Source organism: Sporosarcina sp. FSL W8-0480 (assembly GCF_037963765.1).
Lineage (GTDB): Bacteria > Bacillota > Bacilli > Bacillales_A > Planococcaceae > Sporosarcina.
In genome coordinates this window covers 1,006,075-1,027,687 of record NZ_CP150166.1, presented here as the reverse complement: position 1 = coordinate 1,027,687, position 21,613 = coordinate 1,006,075, and the positions used below count along the sequence as shown (strand labels likewise).

Annotated in this window: 21 protein-coding genes and 2 pseudogenes; 6 read left to right on the top strand and 17 right to left on the bottom strand. The window is 41.6% G+C overall.

Annotated features, from left to right (window positions below; translation table 11 throughout):
• The first annotated feature begins 110 nt into the window (after positions 1-110).
• Both NSQ43_RS05415 and abc-f read left to right on the top strand, forming a co-directional pair.
• On the top strand, positions 111-581 hold the full coding sequence (locus tag NSQ43_RS05415; RefSeq protein WP_339253714.1) for a DinB family protein: 471 nt from the start codon (positions 111-113) through the stop codon (positions 579-581).
• Between the two features lie 310 nt (positions 582-891).
• A complete protein-coding gene (gene abc-f / locus NSQ43_RS05410; protein ID WP_339253712.1) occupies positions 892-2,526 on the top strand; it encodes an ABC-F type ribosomal protection protein in 1,635 nt (544 codons plus the stop codon).
• Between the two features lie 65 nt (positions 2,527-2,591).
• Here the strand turns inward: abc-f and NSQ43_RS05405 are convergent, their stop codons facing one another.
• The 3 genes from NSQ43_RS05405 to NSQ43_RS05395 form a co-directional block, all read right to left on the bottom strand.
• Positions 2,592-2,729: a hypothetical protein gene (locus NSQ43_RS05405; RefSeq protein WP_339253710.1), complete on the bottom strand. Its 138-nt coding sequence runs from the start codon at positions 2,727-2,729 to the stop codon at positions 2,592-2,594.
• Positions 2,730-2,989: 260 nt separating this feature from the next.
• On the bottom strand, positions 2,990-3,445 hold the full coding sequence (locus NSQ43_RS05400) for a DIP1984 family protein (protein ID WP_339253708.1): 456 nt from the start codon (positions 3,443-3,445) through the stop codon (positions 2,990-2,992).
• A 37-nt stretch (positions 3,446-3,482) separates the two neighbouring features.
• Positions 3,483-5,069 carry a M2 family metallopeptidase gene (locus NSQ43_RS05395; RefSeq protein WP_339253706.1) on the bottom strand — a complete coding sequence of 529 codons (1,587 nt, stop codon included), beginning with the start codon at positions 5,067-5,069 and terminating at the stop codon, positions 3,483-3,485.
• Positions 5,070-5,197: 128 nt separating this feature from the next.
• Here NSQ43_RS05395 and NSQ43_RS05390 point away from each other — a divergent pair, with 128 nt between their 5' ends.
• The 3 genes from NSQ43_RS05390 to NSQ43_RS05380 all read left to right on the top strand — a co-directional run bounded on the left by NSQ43_RS05390 (position 5,198) and on the right by NSQ43_RS05380 (position 7,519).
• A complete protein-coding gene (locus NSQ43_RS05390; RefSeq protein ID WP_339253704.1) occupies positions 5,198-5,383 on the top strand; it encodes a hypothetical protein in 186 nt (61 codons plus the stop codon).
• 152 nt (positions 5,384-5,535) lie between these two features.
• A complete protein-coding gene (locus NSQ43_RS05385) occupies positions 5,536-7,134 on the top strand; it encodes a catalase (RefSeq protein ID WP_339253702.1) in 1,599 nt (532 codons plus the stop codon).
• Positions 7,135-7,297: 163 nt separating this feature from the next.
• Positions 7,298-7,519 carry a hypothetical protein gene (locus NSQ43_RS05380; protein WP_339253700.1) on the top strand — a complete coding sequence of 74 codons (222 nt, stop codon included), beginning with the start codon at positions 7,298-7,300 and terminating at the stop codon, positions 7,517-7,519.
• Positions 7,520-7,571: 52 nt separating this feature from the next.
• Here the strand turns inward: NSQ43_RS05380 and NSQ43_RS05375 are convergent, their stop codons facing one another.
• The 14 genes and pseudogenes from NSQ43_RS05375 to NSQ43_RS05310 form a co-directional block, all read right to left on the bottom strand.
• Positions 7,572-7,943 carry a nuclear transport factor 2 family protein gene (locus NSQ43_RS05375; protein WP_339253698.1) on the bottom strand — a complete coding sequence of 124 codons (372 nt, stop codon included), beginning with the start codon at positions 7,941-7,943 and terminating at the stop codon, positions 7,572-7,574.
• A 15-nt stretch (positions 7,944-7,958) separates the two neighbouring features.
• On the bottom strand, positions 7,959-8,939 hold the full coding sequence (locus NSQ43_RS05370; protein ID WP_339253695.1) for a phosphotransferase: 981 nt from the start codon (positions 8,937-8,939) through the stop codon (positions 7,959-7,961).
• 171 nt (positions 8,940-9,110) lie between these two features.
• On the bottom strand, positions 9,111-9,665 hold the full coding sequence (locus NSQ43_RS05365) for a DUF5412 family protein (RefSeq protein ID WP_339253693.1): 555 nt from the start codon (positions 9,663-9,665) through the stop codon (positions 9,111-9,113).
• Positions 9,666-9,681: 16 nt separating this feature from the next.
• Positions 9,682-10,530, bottom strand: a complete 849-nt coding sequence (locus tag NSQ43_RS05360; RefSeq protein WP_339253690.1) for a DUF817 domain-containing protein — start codon at positions 10,528-10,530, stop codon at positions 9,682-9,684.
• Positions 10,531-10,558: 28 nt separating this feature from the next.
• Entirely contained in the window at positions 10,559-10,771 is a 213-nt protein-coding gene (locus tag NSQ43_RS05355) for a helix-turn-helix transcriptional regulator (protein WP_339253688.1), read from the bottom strand.
• 9 nt (positions 10,772-10,780) lie between these two features.
• Positions 10,781-11,260, bottom strand: coding sequence for a DUF2975 domain-containing protein (locus NSQ43_RS05350; protein ID WP_339253686.1), 480 nt, complete (start codon positions 11,258-11,260; stop codon positions 10,781-10,783).
• A gap of 160 nt (positions 11,261-11,420) precedes the next feature.
• Positions 11,421-12,656 carry an RtcB family protein gene (locus tag NSQ43_RS05345; RefSeq protein WP_339253684.1) on the bottom strand — a complete coding sequence of 412 codons (1,236 nt, stop codon included), beginning with the start codon at positions 12,654-12,656 and terminating at the stop codon, positions 11,421-11,423.
• A gap of 96 nt (positions 12,657-12,752) precedes the next feature.
• The gene (locus NSQ43_RS05340) at positions 12,753-13,166 is read right to left on the bottom strand and encodes a hypothetical protein (RefSeq protein WP_339253682.1); all 414 of its coding nucleotides are present in this window, start codon (positions 13,164-13,166) and stop codon (positions 12,753-12,755) included.
• A 110-nt stretch (positions 13,167-13,276) separates the two neighbouring features.
• Positions 13,277-14,074: a YqhG family protein gene (locus NSQ43_RS05335; protein ID WP_339253680.1), complete on the bottom strand. Its 798-nt coding sequence runs from the start codon at positions 14,072-14,074 to the stop codon at positions 13,277-13,279.
• A 17-nt stretch (positions 14,075-14,091) separates the two neighbouring features.
• Positions 14,092-15,624: an SNF2-related protein gene (locus NSQ43_RS05330; RefSeq protein ID WP_339253678.1), complete on the bottom strand. Its 1,533-nt coding sequence runs from the start codon at positions 15,622-15,624 to the stop codon at positions 14,092-14,094.
• Between the two features lie 170 nt (positions 15,625-15,794).
• Positions 15,795-17,192, bottom strand: a complete 1,398-nt coding sequence (gene rlmD / locus NSQ43_RS05325) for a 23S rRNA (uracil(1939)-C(5))-methyltransferase RlmD (RefSeq protein ID WP_339253676.1) — start codon at positions 17,190-17,192, stop codon at positions 15,795-15,797.
• A gap of 175 nt (positions 17,193-17,367) precedes the next feature.
• Positions 17,368-18,801 (bottom strand): aspartate ammonia-lyase, encoded by a 1,434-nt coding sequence (aspA, locus tag NSQ43_RS05320; RefSeq protein ID WP_339253675.1) that lies wholly within the window; start codon positions 18,799-18,801, stop codon positions 17,368-17,370.
• Between the two features lie 163 nt (positions 18,802-18,964).
• Entirely contained in the window at positions 18,965-19,228 is a 264-nt protein-coding gene (locus tag NSQ43_RS05315; protein WP_339253673.1) for a translation initiation factor 2, read from the bottom strand.
• A gap of 31 nt (positions 19,229-19,259) precedes the next feature.
• Positions 19,260-20,897: pseudogene (locus tag NSQ43_RS05310) on the bottom strand (catalase); the annotation flags it as partial.
• Here NSQ43_RS05310 and NSQ43_RS05305 point away from each other — a divergent pair.
• Positions 20,889-21,458, top strand: a pseudogene (locus NSQ43_RS05305) (ArsB/NhaD family transporter); the annotation flags it as partial. The pseudogenes NSQ43_RS05310 and NSQ43_RS05305 sit on opposite strands and share 9 nt — an antisense overlap.
• Positions 21,459-21,613 lie beyond the last annotated feature (155 nt).

Genomic DNA, 21,613 nt, shown 5'->3' with positions numbered 1-21,613 from the left:
GGAGTACATATACCTGTAGAGTGCAATAGGCACTTTTTTGTATCCCAAATATGACACCCCCTTCCCCTTTCGCTATACTTAGATAGGAGAAGATAAAAGGAGTGGTTCATTTGTATCGTAAAGTTGAAGATTTCGTTGAAGATTGGAACGCATCAGCAAACGGAACACTGAATGTCATTAAGGCAATTACGAATGACAAATTAGATCAGGCAATCGTTGAGGGGCATAGTACTCTTGGCTGGTTGGCATGGCATTTAGTTGGATCAGCCGGTTTCTTTGGCGGCCTATCTGGACTAAAAGTCGAAGTACCTGCACATACGGAGACAGTCCCTACAGATGTGACAGCAATCGTTGCAGCTTATGAAAAAATGATGGAATCCATGGAGAAGGCAATTGCGAACCTTACAGATGACTCGTTGACTGAAAATGTTCCTGCATTCGGAACTGAAATCCCACGCGGTAAACTGTTGCGCACGTTCATCGATCACCAAACTCATCACCGCGGGCAAATGACTGTGTTGTTAAGACAAGCTAATTTGACGGTACCCGGTGTAATGGGACCGACTAAGGAAATGCAGTAATCTTGTTGCCTATTGCTTTGAATAAAAATCTATGTTAAACTTTTCTCACTATTAGTGAGCGGAGGTGAGGATTGAATGTTGGACACTGTGTATGCACGTGAAAGTCTATTGGAATATTTAGCCACTTCATGTGCGATTACTCATGAAATTGCGCACAACGGGATAAGTATGCCCATTTTTAGACAATTTCAGTAATCACACAGCTGTTTGGCACTTCAATCCTTACATTAATTTTAAGGAGAAGATCGCATAAACGCGGTCTTTTTTTGTTGCCGAATTTCGTGTGTAAAACGAGAGGAAGCGGAAAACGATGATTTGTACAGTACAAAATATTAGCAAGATGCTTGGTGGAAATACTATTTTTGAAGATCTATCTTTGGACATTAAAACTGGAGAGCGATTGGGCGTCGTTGGTCGGAATGGAAGTGGAAAGACGACTTTATTCAAACTGATTGCAGGAGTAGAGACGCCTGATAGTGGGGCCATTCATTTCAAAAAAGGAATGACAATCGGTTATTTAGCACAAATTCCATCATTTGCAAAGACGACGACAGGAATGGATGTACTTTACACGGCATTTGAGGATTTAAAGGAAATGCAATCCCAAATGACCGATCTTGAGAGTTCAATGGCTAACGCTGGGCCGGGCGAAATGGAAAAGCTTTTAAAGCGGTATGGCGATTTGCAAGAAACGTTCACGAATCGTGATGGATATTCGATGGATTCCGAAGTCGTCAGGATCATCACGGGTTTGCAATTAGACCCGTTTGTTAACAGGACATTCGACCAATTAAGCGGTGGTGAGCAGACCAAAATCATGCTTGGACGGCTTTTATTGACGAAACCGGATCTACTGCTGTTAGATGAACCAACAAACCATCTCGATCTTTTTGCGGTGGAATGGCTCGAAGAGTTTCTGAATGGATATGCGGGAACGGTCGTAATTGTTTCGCATGACCGGTATTTCCTCGACTCTGTTGTCACGAAAATTGCTGATTTGGAAGATGGCGAGATTCGGATTTATCATGGAGATTATTCGTCTTTTGTCATTGAAAAGGAACAACAACTATTGCGTGATTTTCAGGAATACGAAGAACAACAGAAGAAGATTAAGAAGATGAAAGAAGCTATTAAACGGTTGCGCATATGGGCAAACGAAGCGAATCCTCCGAATGCAGGACTTCACAGACAAGCGCGGAATATGGAACGGGCGCTTGAACGGATGGAAAAGGTTCGTAAGCCGTTGATCGATCCGAAGAAAATGGCTTTGACCTTTGAAGCTGCACCAAGAAGCGGAAAAGAAGTCGTCGTTATGGAATCCGTTTCAAAATCGTTCGGTGAACAAAGGCTTCTTAAGGATGCGAATCTCCATGTTTACTGGAAAGACCGCATGGCAATTGTCGGTCGTAACGGTACCGGAAAATCGACCATTTTAAAAACTCTTTTAGGGGAATTACCCGTTGACAGCGGGATGAGCAAATTAGGAAGCAATGTGAAGGTCGGAAGTTTGTCCCAGCACTTTGAAATCGTTAATCCTAAGGCCCGATTAATAGACGTTTTTCGGGATGAAGTGAGTGTCACTGAGGGCGATGCAAGGCATATTCTTGCAAAGTTTATGTTTTACGGACCCGATGTGTTCAAGAGAATTGCTGATTTGAGTGGTGGCGAGAGAATGCGGTTGAGGCTGGCACAATTAATGCATCAAGATATTAACTTCCTTGTGTTAGATGAGCCCACAAACCATTTAGACATCGAATCACGTGAAGTTTTAGAGGAAGCACTTGAAGACTTCCCCGGCACAATTCTTGCCGTTTCACATGATAGGTATTTCTTGAATAAACTCTTTCCAAGGACAGCATGGCTTGAAAACGGAACGTTAACAACATTTGAAGGGCCATTCGATTGGGCTCGTGAGAAATGGCGTGAAATTGCAACTGTAAAATGATTCGCGATAGCGTCCCAGCACCTATAATCTGGTGTCGGGGCGTTTTTCTTGATTCACAAGTAGGTCTAAGGTAATAGAATGATCGATAAATCTCGGGAAATGATCGATAAAAGCTGGGAAATGATCGATAACTCTTCGGAAATGACCGATAAAGTCCGGGAAATGATCGATAACTCTTGGGAAATGACCGATAACTTCATCAAACAAAAAAGCACCTATGCCCTCAAGCATAGATGCCTTCCTTCCCTTTAAAGGGACCCCGTTCCCACCCTCACTGCTTTCGCAAATTAGTGCATGGTCGTTACAATAACAATCTATTTGTACAAATGTCACGGTATTAGGCATCAATTGTTCATGACGGATTCGAACCGATTGGTATAGCCCCATCTACCTACCATTGAGTCCGACTTTCCCTGTCGGCGGGGTTGCACTCACCTTTACGAAAAACAGTTACCGACTTGCATTAGATTAAATCGATACTCCAATTCAACCCTTGAATCTTCGTGTCCATTTCCCTAAACTTTTTCGATAATTGGTCTACCTGTTTTTGAATCCTCTTAACGTCCACCGTGCTGATGATTTTGATCTCAGTGCGGCTATATCGATCATTTCGAACTGACGCTTCTTCCGCAAATTTCCCTAACATCAATCGTTTATCCCAGATTTGGTCACGTTCTGCCAATGCATCCGCCAATGTGCGTGTTTCATCAAATTGAATGGAGCTATTCGTTTTGTTGATGCGCTTGATTAAAATCGTCAATTCTTTCATAATGCCGTCTAACTCCGCAAGCATTGCGTTCGGATCTTCAGCGGGTTCCTCACCCTCTTGAATTTTCAAATTCATGCTGATCCGTTTCTTCAGCTGCTCAATTCTCTTCTGGTAATCCGCCCGCGCTATCAATGCCTCTGCAAGCTTCATCCAATCCCCTCCTTCCATCGAATCTGCTTAGAGTCAATCAAACCAATACTTTTTCAACGAATTGATCAATAAAATACTGTGGATTCAATTTTTCGCCTGTCGTTCTCTCAATCTTATCGTTCCAAGAATAAAGCGCACCAGGTTTAAAATACTCGTCCATTAAATATGCCCCGACTTCCGGTGTAAACATGTCTTTAGAAATATTCTTTTCAATATGAGCATGTAGTTGAGAAGTCGTCAATTCACCCAATAAGTAGTTTTGATAATAAACTGGAACGAGCGTGAAGTGGATTTTCGCTGCCCAATGAGGGTAGTCTTGTCCCTCTGGAGGGTTAACAAATTGCACGTCTTTGACGATTTCCCACCATAATCTATTCAAATCCTGATCCGGGTTTTCGTACAGCTCACGCTCGAAGAATGAAAACGCCATGATCCAGCGTCCTGCGATGAGCATTTGCTTGCGTAGTGATTCATTGATAAGCGGTTTCAATCCTTCAACTTCAGCTGCGTCAAGCCCTAAGAACTGCTGGAGCCAAACTGGATCTTTTCCGAATCGTCCATATAGCATTGCAATGGCTTCCGTCGTCAGCGTATGCGCACAACTTCTTAACAGGAATGGAAGTGTCGGGTCAACGTATTTGAAATAAACGGCATGTCCGAATTCATGTAGCATTGTAGTCGACCAATAATCAGACGGGGTGTTGTTGCATAGTACGCGGATGTCGCCTTCGCGGTTAAGGTCCGAGCAAAATGCGTGCTGATTCTTTTTATCACGCGGATAAAGATCGCTGTTCGCCAACATATCCGTAATATCCATCCCCATGCTCTTGAACGTTTCAATCGTTAATTGTTCAAGATCCTTCCCTTCGTAGAATGGATCCAAGTCGAAATCCTTTGATGGTGGTGCCTCCTGGAAGAACGGATCGGCATAATGCCAAGGTCGAAGTTCATCAATAGCAACACCAAAACGTTCAGCCAATTCAGTGTCCATCTCAAGTTTCATCTCGCGGAATGGCTCATCGGAAAGGTCCTTTAGCTTATGGAAGATAGAAAATATCTCGTCCCGATCAAGCTCCTGATGCTCGAAACTCATTTGATGATAGTTTTCAAATCCTAATGAACGTGCGACTTCGTTCCGTTTTCTAACAAGGGTTAATAGCTTTTCCTCTACTTCCTTCCCGATTTGCTTACTCGCATGCCACGCTTCTTCACGTTCGGCAGAATCATTGCTCTTTATCAAAATCTGGCGGACATCATTTTCAGATACCGGTTTACTATCAATGGTTGCACGGAAAGTATTAAATATACCGATCAATTCCGTAGAGCGTTCTACCATTTCTTTTAAATCATCTGTCGGAATCTGCTTTCCGGCCATGTACGTATGAAGAGATTCCAATTGACGGCGCTGAATTGTCGTTAAGTCATCTTGGGCAAGGTACGCATTCACTTGCTCAAAAAGCTCTGGGTTGGAAAGATAGACATTCGTTGCATTCTGCGCTTCGGCTGTCTTTTTATTCCACTCATCTTCTCCAGTCGTCGCAGCCATCCAAGAACTATTTGCTCTTGTAATGTGAAAATCCCTAATCGTTTTATTTTGCTCCTCTAAAAACTGTTCAACTGTCATTTGCACTTCCCCTTTTCACTATTAGTTATCCCTTTATTCGACATGAATAATGAAAATACCTTTTAATACTTCAAAATGCATACATATTTCATTACCGTGCATAGTACGAAGTAGGAGGTGACCATTCCATGAAAAATAATAAAAAGACAATGAATGAGAGGACTCATAATAGTTTCGAACTGTACAAAAGGGGCCTTAACACGAACAGCAATACGAATAACCCCGGAGAAAATCGCAGCCAAGAACTTGCCAAGGACTTTGACTCGAAAGGTGATATATACGATACACCACTAAAACGCGAAAAAGAGAAATAAGATTTAATAAAAACGGTAAGCCAATGATGGACAACCATCGTCGACTTACCGTATTTTTTGCAAATATCTTGGGTTAGACTTCCTCTAAGAATGGGAAGGTTAAAAGTATGAACCCTTTAAAGGGAAATACGCCTATTCAGGAGGATTCAAACATGAAGGACAATCAAAAAGGGGCTGCGCCCAATCATGTTGAAGATGATATGACATTAACGAATCGACAAGGACACCCGATTACCAATAACCAAAACTTAAGGACTATCGGAAATCGTGGTCCTGCCACCCTCGAAAACTACGATTTCATTGAGAAATTAAGCCATTTTGACCGTGAACGTGTACCCGAGCGCGTTGTTCATGCAAGAGGTGCAGGAGCCCATGGTTACTTTGAGACATACGGAACAGTCGGTGACGAACCTGTATCCAAGTATACAAGGGCTAAGCTGTTCCAGGAAAAGGGGAAGCAAACACCAGTGTTTGTACGCTTTTCTACCGTAATTCACGGTGGACATTCACCAGAAACGCTTCGGGACCCACGCGGTTTTGCAGTGAAATTTTACACGGAAGATGGCAATTGGGATTTAGTCGGTAACAATATCAAGATTTTCTTCATACGTGATGCTATTAAATTCCCTGATATGATTCATGCTTTCAAGCCGGATCCAATTACGAACATTCAAGATAGTGAGCGCTTTTTCGATTTCTGTGCAAGTTCTCCAGAATCCTTCCATATGGTGACATTCATTTATTCTCCTTGGGGAATACCGGCAAACTATCGGCAAATGCAAGGCTCCGGCGTTAATACGTATAAATGGATCAATAGCGAAGGAGAGGCTGTCCTCGTCAAATACCATTGGGAGCCGAAACAAGGGATCAAAAACTTGACGCAAAAAGAGGCAGAGGAAATACAAGCGAAGAGTTTCAACCATGCTACCCAGGATTTGTATGATGCAATCGAAAAGGGAGATTATCCTGAATGGGAATTATTCGTACAGATCATGAGTGATGAAGAGCATCCGGAGCTCGATTTTGACCCGTTGGATGATACGAAATTATGGCCTAATGACCAATTTCCATGGCTTCCAGTCGGCAAACTGGTGTTGAATAAAAACCCTGATGATTATTTTACCGAAGTAGAACAATCCGCTTTTGGTACAGGTGTGTTAGTTGACGGACTTGACTTTTCAGATGATAAAATGCTGCAAGGGCGGACTTTCTCATATTCCGATACGCAGCGCCACCGAATAGGCGCGAACTATCTCCAATTACCGATCAATGCACCGAAAAAGCGTGTCGCTACAAATCAAAGCGGTGGAATGATGCAGTATAAAGTGGATCGTGCGCCTGGTCAAAATCCTCATATCAATTACGAGCCGTCCATACTTGGAGGCCTCCAAGAAGCTGAACAGTTAGCAACCGAACATAAACCGCATGTTGAAGGAAATCTCGTCAGGGAATCGATTGACCGTAATGATAATACAAAGCAAGCAGGTGAAACGTACCGAGCCTTTGAAGACTGGGAAAAGGACGAACTGATCTCGAATCTCGTGAACGACCTTTCAAAATGTGACCCGCGCATCCAAGACAAGATGATTGCTCTTGCTGAAGAAGCGGACGAGGAATATGGCCGTCGCCTCCGCGAAGGTTTAGAGAACGCGAATACAAGTGGATCCAGCATGCATCCATTAGGTAACAAAGGTGGAGAAAATGCACCAAGGGCGGCCGAAGAAAAAGGGCATGAATCAGAGCCGTATTAAGTTCATTGATACAAATTTACAACAGAAAGCCATCCTTGGCTTTCTGTTTTATTTTGCTCGATTGTGTTCCATCAATTGGATTGTTCGACCACGTTCTAAATTCCTGTCCCCTTCATAGAATGAATGGAATCTACTATCAAACTACCAAAAAGGGGACAAGAATATGTATTCCATTCACTTCTATGAAAATAAAACGTATGTACTCAATCAAGCAATGCGAACAATTCCTGCTATCGATGAGAAAGTGAGAATTAAAGGCCGAAATGGAAAAGTGGTCGATGTTCAGCAAATGGATGAGAACCGATATTTTGTCTTTGTTGAGTTCGAGGTAATTGTTGATAGAAGCAAAAAAGTAGATAGTGATCCAAGAAAGCGGAGAAGATAAATATATAATTATGGGCATGCAATCATCAATGTATATGATTGCATGCCCATTATTAAAATATCCCGTTCTCGTTCGGTGAATCTTCCGGTACTGCTTGTCCGACATCCCACATTTCAACAATCTTTCCTGCTTCAAAACGGAAAATATGAACAACGGCTGCTCCGAGATCCTCGGGCTTTTGTTTGATATGGGAAAACACCATTACCCGATTTCCCTCTTCAATTGCTTGTTTCACTTCAAGTGTCTTGTTTGGGCTCATGTCATCATTCTCTTTCATCGCTTGCTTCAACGACTCTGCATCCCCGGGAAAGTACGGATTATGATGACGAAGTTCCGGACTTACATACTTCTCATACGCCTCTTCAATCTTTCCCGCAACGACTAACTGAAGAAAATTCACTGCTTTTTCCCTAAATAGATCCATATTTTTTACACCCTCTCAATTAAATAGATACTTCACTTTTTCAAGCTCTTCTTTGTACGGAATGATTCCCGCGATACAATTTCCTTTTAACTCTTCAAGCTTATATGCCTGCCAGTCCATCATATCATCAGGAAGCCATTTCAAAACAAATAGCGAGTACAGATAAACTTCCCGCATTTGTAAACAAACTTGAAGTTGTTTATACATATCAGCATTCAGTCGCCTTTTTGAAGCATACCCCATCAAAAAAGATGTGAGAAATTCATACGGAAAGCTTCCCGACTCAGGGTGGAATGACTTTCCCGTCCATAGAGCATGATATATGGACACCGCCAAATCCTGACTATAAAAATGATAAGTACAATCATCTAAGTCGAAAAAAATAATACCATTTTCATTCAAATGAAAGTTCCCCTGGTGTAGATCATTATGGATCAACCCAAATGTCTCCGGGGTTCTGCTCCATGTAGCCATTTCATTTATTAGTTGTTCATGTTTCCTATTCAACCATGCCTCCGCAAAGATAGTTTTCTTCCTCTCTTCACTATCTAAATAGACATGGCGATTGATCCCGGTTGTTTTGACATTATGCATGCAAGCTATTTGCCTACCCCATTCTTGAAAGATTTCCTCATTCCATTCACTATGATCCATGACATCTAACGGCCTGCCACGCGTATGTTCGAAAAAGGTAACCCAGTAGTCATTTTCCTCCGTATCCAATTCGAAAATCAAATCGTATCCTATTACTATTTTCGGCTTTGCCACCTGTATCCCCACAGCACACAGGGTCATAATCCATTTTAGCTCCGACTTTAATTCCTCTTTTGTCCTCTTAGTCTGCAAACTGAGACGGGCGACAAGTTTTTCTTTACTTGTTGTAATGATAAAAACTTGATTATGGTATCCATCCGATGCGGGGACAATCTCTACTGCATCATTGTCAAATAGATTTTTCAGCCTGTTCACTAAAATCTCTTTTTCTCCTTGCGTCATAGCCCATTCCCACTCCATTACTTAATTGGATTATGTACACTGTCGTAACGTTTAAATTTGACAAGAAATACTGAAATCCCTTTTAAATCAATAAGCTCGAAGTAATAAAAAAATCCGTTGCCAGGAAAAATCCCAACAACAGATTGCATTTGATTTCCATTAAAGCAACAATCACTTTCGATAACAAGTTTCATATTCATCTTTCATGAACCAACTTCGACAGGCTAAACCCCTATCATGATAGATCTCATGCCCTACATCTAACTTAATGCTGTTGCTTTTATATGGTCCCGCGTTGGTGATGAATAACGTTTTTTCATCGACCCAATCTAAGAGGATATTATCATTCGCATCGCTGTAATAAATTATTTTTATATTATCATTATCATTGTGCTTCGTTATTTCCACCCACATATTAACCCCTCCAACTGCACCCCCATATGGTTCAAAATAGGCATTAGCCGTAAATTCCCCAGTCGGTGACAAAACAGGATCTGGACCGTTTTGGATGTACTCTCTATCAATATCGGCAAAGGTAAAAAAATAAACTTCATATACATAAATAGAGGTTACAACTCCAATCCCAACCAACATTGCTATCAATAACTTTTTAGGAAATGGTTTCTTTTTAATGAAAGAAATAATTATCCTCACCAAGAGAATCAAAAAAATAATTACCGTAACGAAAGAAATCAAAAGACCAAACAATATTAAAATAATAGCCACCCCTTTTAATAGCCTTTTACTCCCCGGCGTTTCGCGTCTTTCCTTTTACAAGCTTCAAAGTAGCAACGATAAGAAAGCTCACAATCACTAATAAAAGCCAAGAACTTACCTTCCCTAAATGGACGAGACTCCATGCATCGGTTTGGTTTGGATATTTCCATGCCCCGAAGAATGTTGCGATATTTTCCGCTATCCAGATGAAAAATCCAATGAGCACAAATGAAAGTGCAATCGGCATCCGATACCGTTTACCACCAACTACATAAGTGACCCATGAACGCCAAAAAACGATAATCACAAGACCAGATAACCACCATCGTACGTCAATCCAAAAATGATGCCAGAAAAAATTCATATATATTGCGGACGCAAGAGGGACGACTACCCAAAAAGGCGGCCATTTAATAAGTTCCACGTCAAGTCTGCGCCATGCCTGGCAAAGATAACTCGCCACGCTTGCATACATGAATCCGCTGTACAAAGGCACTCCTAACACTTTGGAATACCCTTCTTCTGGATAAGTCCACGATTCCATATTCACCTTAAATAACTCCAAAGTCAGGCCGATGAGGTGAAATAATGTAATGACCTTTAGTTCATCCCGTGTTTCAATTCCGGCACGCACCATCCACCATTGCATCATTACGAAAATGATAAGCAACCAGTCATACCGTGGTAGGAAAGGAAGTGGGAGAAATTGTGTAATAGCCAAAGAGGCAAAAATTACGACAGGAAACAGACAGGATAGCGCCTGTTCCCAACCAAATCGAAGAAGTTGGTGGGAAGCTCTTTTGACTTTTATCACAAAAGGACTTTTTCCGGATAGTCGTAAATCCTGCTTCGAATAGTCGCTAAGTTGGCCCATGAGTTCACCACCTGATCATTTCTTTTTCTTACTCTTCATCACTTTGGTATTCCAAAATATCGCCTGGCTGACAGTCTAACGCCTTGCAGATCCCCTCGAGCGTCGATAACCGGATTGCCTTCGCCTTGCCATTTTTCAAAATGGAGAGATTGGCCATCGTAATCCCAACCTTCTCCGATAGTTCAGTAACACTCATTTTCCTTTTCGCTAACATCACGTCAATGTTTATAATAATCGCCATGTTTTCACCTCAGACCGTAAGTTCATTTTCTGATTTAATTTCAATGGCATGTGTCAGCAGTTTTTCGAGTACAGCTGCAAAAACCGCAATGACAAACGAAGCAAAGATGATAACCAACCCGATTAATATAATGCCCGGCGCATCATCCATTTCCGCCATGAGATAAAAGAGTGGCATGCCTATCACGTATACGCCACAGATAATAAATGCACAGTATTTGATATTTTTTAAAGCTTTTACGGACAAATCCGAAAAGGCCTCTCCTTTATCGATAAATCCTAACAATTTAAAGGCCTGATGTAATGCAAAGTAAAAAGGGATTGCCGCCGCGTACAAATCAATCAATACAAGATACTTTAAATAAGGCATTGTTGGATAAAGCTCCGCCGCAAATTCAGCGATATTTGGAACGACAAATATACAAATGGCTGCAATCGGAGCTCCCATTAGAATAACAGCCAACTTTAAAAAGAGTGTTTCACGTTTCATAAGATGCACCTCACTAAATTAATTTAATATGACTTTACCACGATATTTATCGAATTACAATAAATATATATTGAATATGGATGTATTATTATTGTTTATGGATACAAAAAAAGCCAATCAAACGTAATGTGATTGGCTTTTTCGCTCTTCTATAATTTTTTCAATCTTTATATGGATCATATTCATTCGCACCCGCCATGCAGACGCCAACTGGTTTCAATTCATGGAGGACATCAATCGTCTCTTCATGTGCATCCAACACATCACGCAATTTGCGATAGACAAATGGACTCTCATCCGTCCCACCGCCACGCAATTCAACACCATACTTTTTGATGGCCTGATCCATACGTTCCTGCGTAATTTTTCCGCCGGAACGAGTTCGGGTTTTCCAATTCATCCGTCCCGCCGCCTCTGTCCGGCTCATGATTCGGCCAGCCCCATGGACTGTGCTGTAAAATGAGTCTGCATTAGCTTCGTTCTCTTTACCGCGAACGATTACCGATATGTCCCCCATGCTGCCACCGATGAACCCTAATTGACCTGGCGCCGACGGAGTTGCCCCTTTACGTACAACGATATATTCCTTCCCGAAATGAGTCTCTTTCCAAGCGTAATTATGATGATTATGCACTTCAAACTCGGATGTCGCACCCAAAATCGAGAGGACTTCATCAAGAACATAATTCCTGCCTGCATATGCATATTTCCCACTTAACGTCATTGCGCGATAATAAAGATCGCCCAATTCGCTATTCATATCGATCAATGTCGGCGCCTGCTCCATGCTTTCACCCGGCGCACGATCAGAAAACCCCCTGTCATTTGCCAAGTTCAAAAATCCACTTGCCGTCTTATGGCCGAACCCCCTGCTCCCAAAATGATTGGCGATCCATACATCATCTGTTTCCTTCTCCACAAGTACATCAACAAAATGATTCCCGGACCCGACCGTTCCCAATTGATCCTTCGCCAATTTTTTCATGCGATCATGCTCTTGTTTGCCAATTTCCTTATATACGTCCCAATCAGGATCATCGAATAAGTCATGGTCCAACTTTTTCTTGTTTTTACGGCCAACACCGAATGAAATGGAGGACGCAATTTCATCCATGATACGAGGTAGGTCCTTTTCGATTTCAGACCATTTCAAATTGGTACGAACCGCCTTATTTCCACAAGCAATGTCATATCCGACGCCTGACGGTGAAATCTGCCCGTCATACACAATTACCCCACCAACCGGTTGGCTGTATCCATAATGCCCGTCAGCACATAGAACGCCACCCGCAACTTGTCCTGTGCGTAAGCAATTATTGAATTGACGTAATGTATTATCATCATGCGCACCAAAAATCTTTTTCTTCATCCCCTTGTCCGTCCTTTCCATCTCCATTTCCTCTATTGTTTCATATTTACTCCATAAAGAAAACAGCAATGCATGGTAGGATATGGATGCATTGCTGTTATCACTATTCCGTTTGAAGTTTTGTCACCAACGCATATTAACTATCAACGTACAGCATACACCGCCATTTTCGTCTTTGTTTTGAAGCTGGATCCTCATACCATCGGGTGTGTATTTAGTCTCAAACGTAGCAGAGATTCCTGCGGAGGCACACATTTCATCAACCTTTTTCTGATTTGATTGCTGTGCCGCGGCCTTCAATTCTTTCGCAAATGATTCAGATTCCGATATTTTTTTGGCTAGCAGTTCTGCCTGTTTGATCAATTCCAAAGAATTCTTTGCAGAGTTGGTGAACTGGGTTGTTTGAACAGGTGGATAGGGGTTGGGATCACTTGGTGACGCTGTCATGTCTTCCCTAACAGCAAGTGGGTCCGTAACTTGCTGGACAACTTGTGGATAGGATTCACGAATACTGTAAGGGAAATACCAATAATGCATTGGCTTTTCCTCCTTTATTGCAATCCCTACAGTATATGCAGGTTGGAAATTCATGTGTGAGCGCCTACTGCCATTTGCATCAATAAGTTCTAAGGGAGTTCGTAGCAATTTCACGGAGTAGTGTGCAAATAAAACAGGCCTCCGTTGATAACCTCAACCTTTACCTTCGTCTCATACTGCTCTTCCATCGCTTTCTTCTCACTCTCATAGCATTCAGGTCGATCCTCATCCTCAATATCTCTGTAAAAATACTCCAAAACGAGTAGATCCTTTCGAAGCCTTTCCTTCGCTTCCTCTGCCCATGTATGATCATCATTGACGATTTGGCTCTCAATCACAGCATCCAACCGTTCAAGTGCACGCATCGGTTTAATAATATAGGGCACGTGAAATGTGTTCGGCGGTATGGTACTTTCCAAATTTAATTGACTGATCGACTCCTGAAAACCATTCATAATGGCACCAGTCAGCAGATTAATGCCCAATGAATAGAGAATCTCCTTTGTACGATCACTTGAGTACGTTATTTTATAATTGACGCCAACCCATGGTGTCAATATCGTTTGCTCTCCATTTTGTACTGCACTCTTTTCATACATTTGCACAAATGAGCCAAGCTCCTTTGTTACTTGGAACAATTGGTTAAGTCGGGGGGAGCCGTAATGCACGACTTCCCCTGCAATGCTTTCAGTAAGTCTATTTTTATCTGTGATTAACGTAAGTTGTGCCGGTTTCGGTTCTTCCCCTGTACTCTCCAAGTACTTCCAATAAAATGGCCGATTCATAATTCGTTTATCCATTTCGATTGTCAACTGTACATTGATGAAATGATCGCTTTCCGAAATAATTTCACAATTATTCTCTTTGAAAAACTGCCGAACATATTGATGAATCTGCTGTGGGTACATATGCTGCCTCCTTACTGTCAGATAGACATTTTAAAAGTCAAGATATCATCCAACTCGCCCACCACTTTTTCAAAGACGCCAATTTTCACATTCAGCAACTCTAATATATGGTCCTCAATTGTATGTTTGATGGCCAAATTGTATATATTAACATCATGTTCTTGACCCAACCTGTGGACACGACCAATCCGTTGTTCAAGCTTCATCGGGTTCCACGGCAAATCATAGTTAATGACATGATGGCAAAATTGGAGGTTGATCCCTTCACTACCTGATTCAGTTGCAATTAATACTTGAGCTTTCTCTTTAAATAATTGTTTCATCCACTCACGTTTGCTTTTGCTGAATTGGCCATTGAACGGAACACTGATGATCCCTCTTTCGTATAGATAACTTTGCAAAAATGCTTGGCTTGCGCGGTATTCGGTAAAGATAATTACTTTCTCTCCATCCGCTTCTTTGATGATTTCGTAGGCCTTTTCCGCTTTTGTATTACGATCGAGCTCGGATAATTTCACTATAATCTCATCCGTGAAGGAAACCTCTTCTGATTTCGTGCATTTTTGCCTCATTTCATTCAAAGTAAGGAATGCTGCGTGTTTACTACTGCACATTTCTTTTTGCAACGTAATCATAGAAAATGCACCTGAAAATACTGGAGACACTTGCTTAAGTTCTGAAATCATATCGTACACTTCTTTTTCCTTTTCACTGAACTCAAGAGGAATGATTTGAACGCGACGGTTCGTCCATTCGATTCCCGTGTCATGCCGTGAATTTCTGACCATTACTTGGTTGATCAATTCTTTTAAGAACTCGTCTTCCTCCACGTTATGTTTACTTGCAGAAAAGACGGATTGGAACGTCTCAAAATTTCCAAGATGACCAGGTTTTAATAAAGAAATTAAATTGAACAGCTCAAAGACATCGTTTTGAATCGGCGTTGCAGTTAGAAGCAAACAGAATTTCTTTTTTAGATTTTGAACGAATTCATAGTTCTTCGTTTTAGGATTCTTTAATTTATGTGCCTCATCAATGATGATTAAGTCATAATCCTGGTTATAAATATTTTCCCTATGCGGGCTTCTTTTCGCCATGTCCATACTGACGACTACAATATCGCAATAACTCATGTCGTATTTTTTATTGTATTGCATAACGGGAATATGGAACTTCCGGTTCAGTTCTTCAATCCATTGGCTAATGAGGGAAGCCGGAACAAGAATAAGCGCTTTTTTCACAAGTCCCCTTATTAGATACTCCTTAAGGATTAATCCTGCTTGGATAGTCTTCCCAAGACCAACCTCATCAGCAAGGATGGCTTTCCCATTCATCCGTTCGATTACCGTTTGTGCAGCCTCTAATTGATGAGGGTATGGCTTAAGTTCGGGTAAAAAGCTTGGTGCTTGAAGCCCGTTAAATTCTTGTATCAACTTCGCCTTTTCCACCTCATAGCACATCTTATATAACGTCCAATTATCCCATGCATGGCGATTTTCTAATCGTTCCTCAAAGCCCTCTTTCCATTCGGACGATCTTTCAATTTTCATAAACATCCCCTCATCCGATATTTTCTTGTTAGAGTATCCAAAAATGTTATTACTATGTGTTTTTGAAGTTAAGGATGAATTACACTATAAAAATTTTGCTTATCAAATGTGTATTTGTTGAGTACCAACAAAAAAGCCCTCTTCTATTTAAGAAGAGAGCTTGTAATCATTTATTCTGCATCTAAAGTCAACAAAGCAACACATTCCACGTGAACGGTGTTCGGGAAAAGGTCAACTGGCTGCACTTTTTGAAGTTTATAGCCGAACGGTACCAATTCTGCAATGTCAGTTGCGAAAGTATCGGGATTACATGAAACGTAGACGATTCGTTTCGGTTGGGATCGTCCAATGCGGCGCATCACCTTGCCACCAGCACCACAACGCGGCGGATCAACTAACAATATATCCGCCAAGCCCCAGCTTTCATGAATTTCGTCAATCCCTTTTCGGGCATCGCGGGCGAGGAATGTTGTGTTATGCAAATCATTATCTAATGCATTTCGTTTTGCGGATTCTATCGATGTTTCGACAATCTCGATACCTGCCAATTCTTTCACTCGAGCTGCAAATGGCAACGAGAATGTCCCGACACCGCAAAATAGGTCAATCATTTTTTCGTCTTTTTGAGGCTTACCCATTTTTAGAGCAAGGTCGACAAGCTTCTGTGCTTGAACCGGATTTGTCTGGAAGAATGTATCAAACCAAAGACGGTAGCGGTAACCACCCAATTCATCATAAATGAAATCACGACCTGCCAATACGTACGTATCTTCGGATTGTGTACGGTCAGCGAGATCCGTATTTACATGCCATAGTAAACTTTTCACGTTTGGAAACTTATCTGTGATCCGGTCAATCAGATTCTCCACTGCTGACATTAGGTCACCAGTCGGTGTTTCTGTCGCAAATAATGAAAGCATGATTTCGCCCGTTTCAAATGATTCACGTACCATCAAATGACGAAGCAGTCCTTCGTGAGTATCTTTATTATAACCTGATAGTCCAAAGCCTTTCACCCATTCACTCACTTCCATCGTTGCATCAACCATATTACGACCAGCAATCAAGCAAGTCTCAAGCGGAATGACTTTACGGAAATTCCCTTGCTCATGAAGTCCAAGGTTTCCTTCGGGTGAAAACGTAAATTCCATTTTATTACGGTAATGCCATTGGTCATCCATTCCGATTGTATCTTGAACAAGGTCTGGATCCATTCCGACACCTTGAATTGCTTCCTTCACATGATTCGTCTTATATTTCAACTGGCCTTCATAGCTCCAGTGCTGCCAAACACAGCCACCACAAATTCCGAAATGTGGGCAAGGCGGTTCAACACGATCAGGATTCGCAACTAAAATCTCTTCGGCCAATGCCTTTCTTCTTCTCTTTTCAGGTTGATCGACAATGACTTGCACTGTTTCACCCGGTAATGTTTGCGGAATTGTAAGCCTCAATTTTTTAGGGTTATTGCCCCTATCATGCTCACGCCAAATGACTGCTTGGCCATTTCCTTTATCATCCAAACGGTGAATTTCAGCAACCATTTTTTCTCCAACTATAACAGTCAAGTGATGATTCTCCTTTCGAAATATACTTTATCTATAAAAAGGCCGTCCATCTACGGCTTGTCGACTTCTGCAAAAAAGTGACATACTGCCCTATTATAACGGATTTCGACTGGATTCACCAGGTTCTGAATATAAAAAGGCCCTCAGCCAATTTCAGCAGAGGGTACCTTTTGTTTTATTTTACTGTATCAAGTTCCTTGTTATGCACGCCTTCTCTTTTCATTTCCGTCATTTGATACGGGTCCAATAACTTGTTCAATTCAGCTTCAGTTAGGACCTTGTAATGCAGGCAAAGTTCCTTAAGTGGAACACCCGTTTCAAAGGATTCACGTGCAATCTTTGAAGACATTTCATAGCCGATAAACGGAGTGAGCGCCGTAATTGTACCGTGGCTTCTTTCGACATAGTTCCGCATTTGCTCAACGTTCGCTGTAATTCCGCTGATGCAATATTTACGGAAGACTTCAATACCGTTGTTCATGACAGTCAATGACTGCAATAGGTTGTACACAAGAACTGGCTCCATAACGTTCAATTCGAATTGGCCAGCCTCAGAAGCCATGCTGATTGTATGATCATTACCGATGACTTGGAACGCGATTTGGTTCATCACTTCGGCCATGACCGGATTCACTTTTCCTGGCATGATGGAAGATCCAGGTTGTCTCGCAGGAAGATTGATTTCATTCAATCCAGCTCTTGGGCCTGATGCCATAAGACGAAAATCGTTAGCCATTTTTGAAATATTGATCATAGATATCTTCAAAGCGGAAGATAATTCTGTGTAGACATCAGTGTTTTGTGTTGAATCGATCAAATTGGAAGCAGACACCAATGGCAAGCCACTGATCTCACGTAAATGTTCAACCGCTGTTTCAATGTACTGTGCATTTGCGTTAAGTCCAGTACCGATTGCAGTTGCTCCAATGTTCACTTCAGAAAGATGGATTTTTGTTCTTCTAATCCGTTCGATATCGCGCTCAACTACACTTCTATATGCACTGAATTCTTGTCCAAGTCTGATTGGAACAGCGTCTTGGAGATGGGTTCTTCCCATTTTAATAACTCCGTCAAATTCCTGTTCCTTCACTTTTAACTCTGCAGCAAACTTGTCCATCGTTTCAAGTAACTGATTGACCAATTGCTGTGTGGCAATTTTAATAGCCGTCGGGAAAGCATCATTTGTTGACTGGGACATATTGATATGGTTATTCGGGCTAATGAAATCATAGTCGCCTTTTTCACGGCCCATGATTTCAAGTGCGCGGTTCGCAATAACTTCGTTGGCATTCATGTTGAATGAAGTACCTGCGCCCCCTTGAATTGGATCGACGATGAAATGATCAGTTAAAGTTCCTGCAATTACTTCGTCAGAAGCTTCGACAATTGCAATTCCGATATCCTTTGGCAGATCATTGACAAGTACATTCGAAATGGCTGCTGCTTTTTTGACAATACCAATTGCTCGAATCAACTCAGGATGCATACGCTCCTTTGTGATTGGAAAGTTTTCTGTCGCCCGTATCGTTTGAATTCCATAATACGCATGACCAGGAACTTCTTTCTCACCTAAGAAATCCTTCTCGACCCTACCAGTTTGAAATGTCATTTTACCCTTTTCCTCTCTATTCGTACGTCGCCAAAAAAAGGCGTTATTTGTAATATGCCCGGGCAAATGTTTTTCACGCCCAGTTCCATATACATCGTACGCCTTTTATAGGAAGAATGCTATCGTTTTTTACACAATTGTGGAGTCTTATATATGATTAAGTCTATTGGTTATTATTTCCCTTCTCCATGCTCTCTATTTTTTTGGTTAATTGATCAAATTGTTTTTGCATAGTTTCAATTTGTGTTGCTTGATCTTGAGTACCCTGTTGGCTGGACCTTTCTAATTGTTGTAGGGCAACTCCCGCTGAAACAGTTTGAAGAGCATCGCCTAATGTGGAGAGAATTGTGCCTATAAATGCGATTCTTGCAACGTAGAGATCTGTTGAGTTATCGTTTTCATCTATAAAGTTATTATCATTATTCATTGCTACACGCCTTTATCGCGTTCTTTCTATTTTAATAGATATTACGATCCCAAAAACGCTGCTGTGTGATCGCTTCTATGAAATCAGTAGGGAAATTAGCTCCCGCATGAGATGCAAGGACAATCCCAGGTCCTACTTCCGCATACGATTGGTTGAAAATCTCTTCCCCGGTAGTAGCTACACCAATCGGTTTGTAATGACGATACGCTTCATTGATGAAGTCTACAATATCGCTTGTGAATTTCGCTTGGTTCATAGCGTTTCCGCCGACAACATATAACGAATCGAAAAGGACAGGTGAAGTCGTTAGGAAAGTTTTATTTAACACGACTTTCACTCCATCGGCACCCATTAGGCTGCCTAAATGCTCACCGACAATGTCGACTGCGACACCATTCTGGAACAATGTATTGACGACTGCTTTCACTTCATTACCATTGAATCCGCTACCGATTAACACTCCGACTCTGAGTGTGTATGGATATTTTGGCGTATTAGCTTGGCTAAGGGCTGGAGATGATGCAGTAACATTGACGTTCTGACCTTTCGGGCGATTAACACCGACCGCATCAGCAATTGCCGTTGCCAATCCCACATCCACATTGACGAACATATCAACAACTTGCTGCCTGACATCTGCTGAATTCACTTTCCCGACTTCAAAAATGAAGGCATCGGTAATATGTTCCTTTTCCGGCTTCGTCATGCTGTTCCAAAATAGGCGAGCTTGAGAAAAGTGGTCTTGGAATGAATCGCTTCGTGCTTGAATGACGCGACCTTCAACCTTCTCGGCGTAATGGACATAGCCCCCTTCTTTCCAAGTGGAAGTAGACGGAGTATTTTTAGCGAGTGAATTTTTATGGTAGGCAACCTGCCCGACATCGATTCGCTGGCGACTGAACCCATCTCGCTGATTATTATGGAACGGACAGACCGGGCGATTGATTGGAATTTCGGCGAAATTGGGTCCTCCGAGACGAAGCAGTTGGGTATCTAAATACGAGAACAATCTTCCTTGCAGGAGCGGGTCGTTCGTGAAATCAATGCCTAACACGATATTGCCAAGATGCATTGCGACTTGTTCCGTTTCTGCAAAGACATTTGATACATTCCGATCTAAAGTGATTTTACCGAACATCTGGACAGGCACTATTTCTTCAGGCCAAATCTTCGTCGCATCTAAAATATCAAAGTCAAACATGAACTCATCTTTTTCATCGATCATTTGTACACCGATTCCATACTCCACGACATTTCCTTGCTCTATGTTTTCCCAAAGGTCCCGTCGATGGTAATCCGGATCCTTCCCAGCAATCTTTTGCGCTTCATCCCAGACGAGCGAATGGACACCTAAAAGCGGCTTGATATGAAATTTTATGAATTTCGCTTTCCCGTCCTCATTTACAAAGCGGAATGTATGGACTCCAAATCCTTGCATCATCCTGAAACTTCTTGGAATGGCCCGATCTGACATAAGCCACATGATCATAGCGGCCGACTCTTGATTATTTGCGACAAAATCCCAGAATGTATCGTGGGCGGATGATGCTTGCGGTATTTCATTATGCGGTTCGGGCTTGATGGCATGCACGAGATCCGGGAACTTAATGGCGTCTTGTATGAAAAAGATAGGTATATTATTTCCGACGAGGTCGAAATTTCCTTTATTAACGTTCCGATTGAAATTGTTGCCGTGCTTGGATACCTTCTTTTACTCTTGTGGCGGTGGTACCATTTACGAACGAATCCGGTGGACATCTTGAAAAAGACACCTTGGCATATTCTGATTTTCGCATTCTCCATGTACGTGATTATCTATGGGCTGCATAATGTAGGCCTTACAGCTTTTCTTGTACAGTTATGCGAACCGATTGTCAACCAAGGAATATTTCAAGCAAGCTTTACAATGGGTAGATTGGTATCAATCCTTTCCAACTTCTTCAATAATCATCCTGCTTTAATGATTGGAACAATAACATTGACTGAAATGGGATTAGACCCCATCACATTAAAAACCATTTATCTGGCGAATATTATCGGAAGTGATATCGGATCATTGTTGTTACCAATAGGGACACTGGCATCCCTCATTTGGATGAGTATTCTAAGGAAAAATAATATAAAAATCAGTTGGAAAGATTACTTGAGTGTATCTATGATCGTAATCCCAATCTCAACAATCGTCTCGTTGGCATTGTTATTTATATGGGTACAATTAGTTTTCATCTAATCATAAACGGGAAATACTCCCACCCAAATTCCATAAATATCCGTAACTCAACTACAATAATAGTATTTCCTGTCTCCCTTTGTTCAACAGAAGTTTTTCCATACGATTTCCGTATACGATGCAGCAATTATGTCTAATAAGTTCCGAGTAATTAA